We start from the raw sequence: 6,864 nt of genomic DNA, 5'->3' as shown, positions 1-6,864 counted from the left end.
AAAAATTCATTTACGATTTGTGGGGAAATGCCGTGAATACAGCCAGCCGCATGGAATCTCACGGCGTACCAGGTCGCATTCAAGTTAGCTTCTATACTTATGAGTTGCTGCGGGATAAATATGAATTTGAAGAGCGCGGCTCGATCGATATTAAAGGTCAAGGGGAAATGCGGACTTATTTCCTGACGGGCCCAAAAACAGCAAGCCCTCTCAAAATCTGAGAGTAAATAAAACTAAGACTTGAATCTACCTGATTGTTGGGGGAAATTCCGGAGGCTGCGATCGATCGCGTCTTCGAGGCGATCGCCCGCTTGGCATAACGGCTGCTGCAGACCAGCAAAATAAGATTATGCTATATAAAGAGATATCCGAGCAATCCTATGCGCGGTACTCGACGTTATAAAAATACTAAGTTGAAGTCCTAGGAGCCTTTAATAATGGTTCAATTTCATATTCAAACAGATAGCGAAATTCCAGCATCCACCCAACTATTCAATCAAATCAGGTTTGTGATCGCCTCGCGACAATTTCCGCCCGGGCACCGCTTGCCGAGCACCAGACAGCTAGCCATGCAGACGGGTTTGCACCGCAACACCATCAGCAAAGTATACCGACAGCTCGAAAATAGCGGACTGGTAGAAGCCCAACCAGGATCGGGCATTTACGTCCGCCGTCAAGGCGACGAAGGCGGCGGCAAACACAAATCCCCGATCCTCGAAGAATATCCCCTTGCCAACAAAATAGTCCAAGAAAGTATAGATCAATTGCTGGGACAGGGCTGTACGCTCAACCAAGCCAGGGAATTATTTTTGGCCGAAATTGACTGGCGGCTCAGGTGCAGCGCCCGAGTGGTCGTCACAGCCCCCACAGAAGACATCGGCGTGGGCGAGCTGATGGCGAAAGAACTCGAACAAGCTCTCCGCATTCCCATACAGTTAGTGCCGATGGAACAGCTAGGTACTTTTTTGGACCAAATCTCTTCGGGAACTGTGATCACCAGCCGATATTTTATCGGAGACGCAGAATCGATTTCGGCACCGCGTGCGGTGCGAGTTATTCCCGTAGACATCTACGACTACAGCCAGGAAATCCAGCTAGTTGGGGGTTTGCCGAAAGACAGTTATTTGGGTCTTGTCAGCCTGAGTTCGGGAATGCTGCGATCGACCCAAGTCATCATCCACAGCATCCGGGGAGAGGATTTGCTGGTGATGACGGCCTTGCTCTCAGACGACTACAAGATTAACTCGATCGTGCGATCGGCGAGAACAATTTTCTGTGACCAACCGAGTTTTGCTACAGTAAAAGCTGCCATTAACGCGGCCAGAGAAGATATTATTCGTCCGCCGCAACTGGTATGCTGCGAAAATTACATCGGCTCTAAGTCGATTAATTTGCTCAAGCGCGAGTTGGGCTTGGGATGATACGATTTTCGATTTTCGATTTTCGATTAAAAAATTGGGAAGGACTGACTGCATCATGGTTGGGATATTCTTGAGAGTTACATTCTTTGGGGAACTGGTACAATTCCCAATTCCTAATCGGCGCAAGCTGCCCACGGTGCACCCTAAATAATTAGGTTATGGGTTCTGGACTGAACTTGTAACTTTCAACTTCCAGTACCCGATACCGGATACCCAATTCCCAATTACCAATTACCCATTACGATTATCCATGACAATTGAAATCCAACCTTCAATTAATGCTAAAACCGCGATCGAAAGCCGCCGGGCCGCGCGCAGCTTCAAACCCGATCCGATTCCCCCAGCAATATTGGCAGAGATTTTGCGGTTGGGAGTGCGATCGCCCTCGGGTTTCAACTTGCAGCCTTGGCGGTTTATTGTACTTCAAGACCCAGCTAGCAAGGAAAAATTAAAAACTTGCGCCTTTAATCAGCGCCAAGTGGTAGAAGCCCCAACAGTATTAATTTGTTGTGGCGATCGAGGCGCCACCGGGCAGGAAAACACCGAAGCCGTCATCGAATTGGGCAAAGCCGCAGGTGCAATGAATGACAATTTAGCCGGTTATATGCGACAAGCAATCCCGCAATTGTTCGAGAACCGTCCCTGCTTTGAGTCCCTAGAAACTTGGACAAACAGACATACAATGCTCGCAGTAGCTCACTTAATGATTGCAGCTAAAAGCTTTGGAGTAGACAGTTGTCCGATGGAAGGTTTTGTCAGCGTTCAGGTGAAAGAAGCCTTTCAAATTCCCGAAGAAGTAGATGTTTGCTGTTTGCTGCCGCTTGGTTATGCAGCAGAACCTTTGAAACAATATGGCGGGCGTTTTGACGTGACTCAAGTTTATTACAGCGAAAGTTATGGAGAGGCGTTGCAAGTTGAGATTTGAGAGTTGAGATTTTGTAGCAACTTTAATTTTAAGAGTTAGGATTTGGCATGAATCGATGCCAAAGTTCAAACAAATCAAAAAGCCAGACTGTTCCGCAATCTCAAATCATGTCCGGTCGAGCGACGGCGATTTTTGTAGGGGCCCGTGAGCCAACAATACCTGCCAACAATCTCCCATCTCAAAAACCCGCCCCGACCGAGATATTATGGTTAATCGATCGGACATGATATCAAATCTAAAATTCAAAATCGAAAATCGAAAGTGGTGAGTTCAGAGAGAGGAAAAAATATGACAGTAGCAACGATCCAAAGCAACGCACAAATTCTCGAAGTAAAGTTGCAGCAGCACTTGCAAGCAGCCGGATTAAAAAATTTACCGCTTTATATTAGTTGCGATTTTCGAGATGAATCTTTAACGGTTGTGGGAGAACACCCGCGCAGTTTAGTTCTCAAAGCAAAACCCACTTTTGCGGTGCTAGAAGCAGCAATTCTCGAAATTGAACCGGAAGCTATTCAACAGATTGGACTTTGCCTAAAAATTACCGGGCAAAAACAGCCTTATGCTTTCCATTCTTTTACCATGCACCACCCTGTTTTGTCAAGACCCAAAACAGTGCATTTGTTCAAAAAAACCGAGACTATCCCCGCAGCAGAAACGGGGATAGTTTTAACAGAAAATGCGGCACAGACGGCGGATGTAGAGGAAAAGATACCGTTAGGAACGGATATTAAAGACGCGGGGGGTGAAGAATATTTTCCCGATTTGTCTGAGAGTTCCAGCAATTCCAATCCGATCGCCTTTAAGGTAGCTGCAATACCGACAGATATTGCAGACAACCCCTTCAATCCGCTGGATATGGAAGCGGTAACAGTTGCCCAAAAACCCAAGCATTCACCGTTGGCGATGCTGGCTGCTGCTGGAATCGTCAGCATCGCGGCGCTAGTTTTGGCAGGCGGTTATTATCTGCTGAACCGCCCCTGCGTCATCGGAGAATGTCCTGCATTAGCTAATGCCAAACAGTTGAGCGAGAATTCGACGAAGACGCTGAAAACGTCAAAAGTTGCCAGCAGCCCCGAAGAAGCGCAACAACAGTTAAAACAGGCGATCGCGCTTTTAGAACCGATTCCCTCATGGTCAACTCATCGCGGTGAAGCTCAAAGCGCCCTGGAAAAGTACCGTGGGCAAAATCAGCATTTAAACTCTGCGATCGATGCAGCGCGCCTGGCACAGTCAGCAGCCCAAAAAACCAAAAATCCGCCTTATTCTGCCGAGAACGGGCAGGAAGCGCAAGCTCTGTGGCAAAGTGCGATCGCCGAACTCGGAGAAATCCCCAGAGACAGCCCTGTGTATCCGTTTGCTCAGAGAAAAGCGAAGGAATACCGGAAGAATTTAGCAACAGGAAATCGGCAGTTAAGCACAGAGAAACAAGCCGAAAAAACGCTGCTCGCCGCCAAAAATACAGCCCAAATAGCAGAAGCTCGCGAAGCAGTAGCTCAGACAGCCAAGACTTGGGCTCAAGTGCAAGCAGGTTGGGAAGAATCCCTCGCAATCCTATCAGAAATTCCCACGGGCACGGCATCTTACCAACAAGCTAAACTGTTAGTTCCCAAATACGAAACCAAACTTTCCGAAGCTCGCGATCGCAAAAATATTGAAGGAATTTCGGAAAATGCGTATACTCAAGCTGTGACTTTAGCAGCGGAAGCTCGAATTTTTGAGGGCAAAAACGCCTGGTTTAAAGCATCAGAATACTGGCGCCGAGCTTTGAGTTACGCGGAGCAAGTGCCGGCGGCAACTTCATATTCCCAAAAAGCCCAACCGCTGATCGCTTCCTACAAAACTTCCTTGCAGCAAGCAGAAGTACGGTTACAGGAAGAAAGAACACTGCAAAAAGCCCGGACGGATTTAGATAGAACTTGTAAAGGCAACCCCAAGATTTGCGACTATACTGTTAGCAAAGATTTGATGGCTGTGCAGATGACTCCTAATTACGTGCAGAAACTGCAACAAACTTTCATCCAAGCGGAAAATAACAACGCTACTAAGACTCGCGAAGCTGTAGAAAAGCACGTTGAAACATTGCAAAAAGCCTTGGAGGCGATCGCCGAAAACTCCAAAATTCCGCTGCAGGTGTACGATGCCGAAGGCAAGCGGATTGGGAGTCACGAACCGAAGTAAGCTGTTACGGCATTTAATTTTAGTTTTTGGGGCGGGCTAGGAGCAACGCCCCACTCATTGTTTCAAGAAACATGATTGTTGCAATTAAATGCGCGCTAACAACTTAGAACATCCGAACACACACTACAAGCTCGGCAATCAAACTGTATAAAAGGATGTGAGCAATCAAATGCTAGAAAAGGTCAAACTTCATAACTTCAAAAGTCATAAAGATACAAAACTTAATTTTGATAGTTCGCGCCTGCACGCACTCGTAGGGCAAAACAGTTCTGGTAAAACATCAGTGTTGCAAGCATTGCATTATCTCAGTCGGCTTGCTAATTCATCATTTGAAAATATTTTTCAGCATGAAATAGCGCCTCAATTTATTACAACAATTGGGCAAGATAATATGTCTGTTACTGCAACTGGTTTTTGGAAAAACCCAGATATAAATAATTGGAAAGCTTCCTATAACTGGAGCGTAGACGTTAATCATGGGTGGGCGTTTAGAGCATCATGGAATGCCAATAAAAACCCGGAATATGAAGTAACCTCTGCACCTTCCTTAATGACTACGGAAGAGCCAATTCAGCAATCTTTGAGAAACGCAGTTCATCTTAAGCTCGTAGCCAGTAATCTTGCTAAAGCAACTTACAGTGATGCAATTACACCGCGAGTTGAGTTCGATGGTTCCGGGTTAGCACCTACCTTAGACTATCTTCGTAACGAAGCTCCAGATAAATTTCAATCTTTACAGGAAATGTTGAAACGGATTGTACCAGGTGTACGCGAGGTAGGGGTAAGGCGAGCTAAAGTTATGGTGAATCGCCAACGCTTAATCGAAGTCGGTGGAAAGTCTATCTCCTACGAAGAAAGTCAGGAAATGGCAGGGCAAGAAGTTGTCCTAGACATGAATACTGGTAAGCGTATTCCAGCCCATGCTATTAGCGAAGGAACAATGCTCACTCTAGGATTATTGACTGTTTTGATGAATACTAATCAACCTAATTTAGTATTACTAGATGATGTTGAACAGGGACTCCATTCAACAGCTCAACGAGAATTAATCGCTGTTTTCAAGGAAATTATTCAAGAAAACAGCAACCTGCAAATCATTTTTTCGACCCATTCTCCTTACATTGTCGATGAACTTATTCCTTCTCAAGTCCACGTATTAAGTAACAACAATTCAGGTGTGACTCGTTGCAAACGATTGGATGAACACCCTGATGTAGAATGGGCAAAACAAACTTTAACCACTGGCGAATTTTGGGATTCGGTGGGGGAAGATTGGGTGGTTGCAGGAGAAAGAAATGATTGAGTTTGTCGTGATTGTAGAAAGTAGCGCAGATGCACGAACCGCTACTAAATTAGCCGATCGCGTTTTAGTAGAAAACATTGATTGGTTAGAACCTGAGATGCTGCAACATCTATTTCACTGGAGTGGTTTAGAAGAAAATACAGAGCATTCTTGCTGGAAAAATATTAGTCATATCATTGAGCGTGAAAAAGAATCAGGATTTCAGCCACCCAGATTTTTACGTCGTAATAAGCCTCGCCAGAAAACATTACAACCTGATGGAGCAAATACTATCAAAATTATTAATTTAGTCAATTATCTTCAAAAAACACGAAACATTAAAGCACTTCTCTTGATTCGAGATTTAGATAATCAACCTGAACGAAGACAAGGAATTGAGCAAGCACGTTCAGAACACATTAATCGACCACCTAAATTAGAAATTGTTATTGGTACACCCGACAGAATGCGGGAAGCTTGGGTTTTGAATGGGTTTATTCCATCTAATCAACAGGAAAAACAAATTCTTCAAGAGATAACGACCGAATTGACATTTAATCCTTGCGAGGAGTCACACAGACTACGCTCTAACTCATTGACAGAACCCGATCGCATTAGAAATCCTAAAGTAGTTGTCGAAAAGCTAACAGGTGGCAAAATGGAACGCGAACAACAGTGCTGGGAAGAGACGAGTCTGGAATATCTGCGACAAAAAGGTGTTGATACAGGCTTAACAGCCTATATTAAGGAAATCGAGGCACGATTAATTCCAATCATTGGATCTGCTGAATAAATTTCAGAGAGAGTGTCCGAGTTGTTGGAGCAAAATCTAAAATCTAAAATCTAAAATCTAAAATCCATTGACGGCGGCCCCCCATTGCGGCTACGCTGTGAAATTAAGGTTGCTTTGAGTGAAGTTGACATCCACCCCGGCGTAAACGCACGGGGATTCCTAAGACTCACGACTTAGGTTTCTGCTTCCGTCCCCTAGGGGATTTCGCACCAGCCTTAACAGATTTACTCTGTTCTGGTCTTACGGTCGCTCCACAGACTGACAC

General features: G+C 45.2%; 6 protein-coding genes. All 6 read left to right on the top strand.

What is annotated here, in order from left to right; translation table 11 throughout:
- The coding region (locus tag ACUVJL_RS30215) for an adenylate/guanylate cyclase domain-containing protein (RefSeq protein WP_445249213.1) at positions 1-221 on the top strand (221 nt) is incomplete at its 5' end.
- 216 nt (positions 222-437) lie between these two features.
- Positions 438-1,421 (top strand): GntR family transcriptional regulator, encoded by a 984-nt coding sequence (locus ACUVJL_RS30210; protein ID WP_445249212.1) that lies wholly within the window; start codon positions 438-440, stop codon positions 1,419-1,421.
- Between the two features lie 250 nt (positions 1,422-1,671).
- A complete protein-coding gene (locus tag ACUVJL_RS30205) occupies positions 1,672-2,346 on the top strand; it encodes a nitroreductase family protein (RefSeq protein WP_445249211.1) in 675 nt (224 codons plus the stop codon).
- A gap of 288 nt (positions 2,347-2,634) precedes the next feature.
- The gene (locus ACUVJL_RS30200) at positions 2,635-4,524 is read left to right on the top strand and encodes a hypothetical protein (RefSeq protein WP_445249210.1); all 1,890 of its coding nucleotides are present in this window, start codon (positions 2,635-2,637) and stop codon (positions 4,522-4,524) included.
- 169 nt (positions 4,525-4,693) lie between these two features.
- Positions 4,694-5,827, top strand: a complete 1,134-nt coding sequence (locus ACUVJL_RS30195) for an AAA family ATPase (RefSeq protein ID WP_445249209.1) — start codon at positions 4,694-4,696, stop codon at positions 5,825-5,827.
- Complete coding sequence (locus ACUVJL_RS30190) at positions 5,805-6,599, top strand: hypothetical protein (RefSeq protein ID WP_445249208.1); 795 nt, start codon at positions 5,805-5,807, stop codon at positions 6,597-6,599. Before ACUVJL_RS30195 ends, ACUVJL_RS30190 begins: the two co-directional genes overlap by 23 nt.
- Positions 6,600-6,864 lie beyond the last annotated feature (265 nt).

The sequence above is a fragment of the Microcoleus sp. OTE_8_concoct_300 genome, from assembly GCF_031383065.1.
Classification (GTDB): Bacteria; Cyanobacteriota; Cyanobacteriia; order Cyanobacteriales; family Microcoleaceae; genus Microcoleus.
Note: the sequence above shows the minus strand (reverse complement) of the source record. Positions and strands in the feature narration are given on the sequence as shown.

Excerpts from the sequence above, each read along its gene's own strand:
- ACUVJL_RS30210 (WP_445249212.1), top strand. The coding sequence starts at position 438 with ATGGTTCAATTTCATATTCAAACAGATAGCGAAATTCCAGCATCCACC.
- ACUVJL_RS30205 (WP_445249211.1), top strand. The coding sequence starts at position 1,672 with ATGACAATTGAAATCCAACCTTCAATTAATGCTAAAACCGCGATCGAA.
- ACUVJL_RS30200 (WP_445249210.1), top strand. The coding sequence starts at position 2,635 with ATGACAGTAGCAACGATCCAAAGCAACGCACAAATTCTCGAAGTAAAG.
- ACUVJL_RS30195 (WP_445249209.1), top strand. The coding sequence starts at position 4,694 with ATGCTAGAAAAGGTCAAACTTCATAACTTCAAAAGTCATAAAGATACA.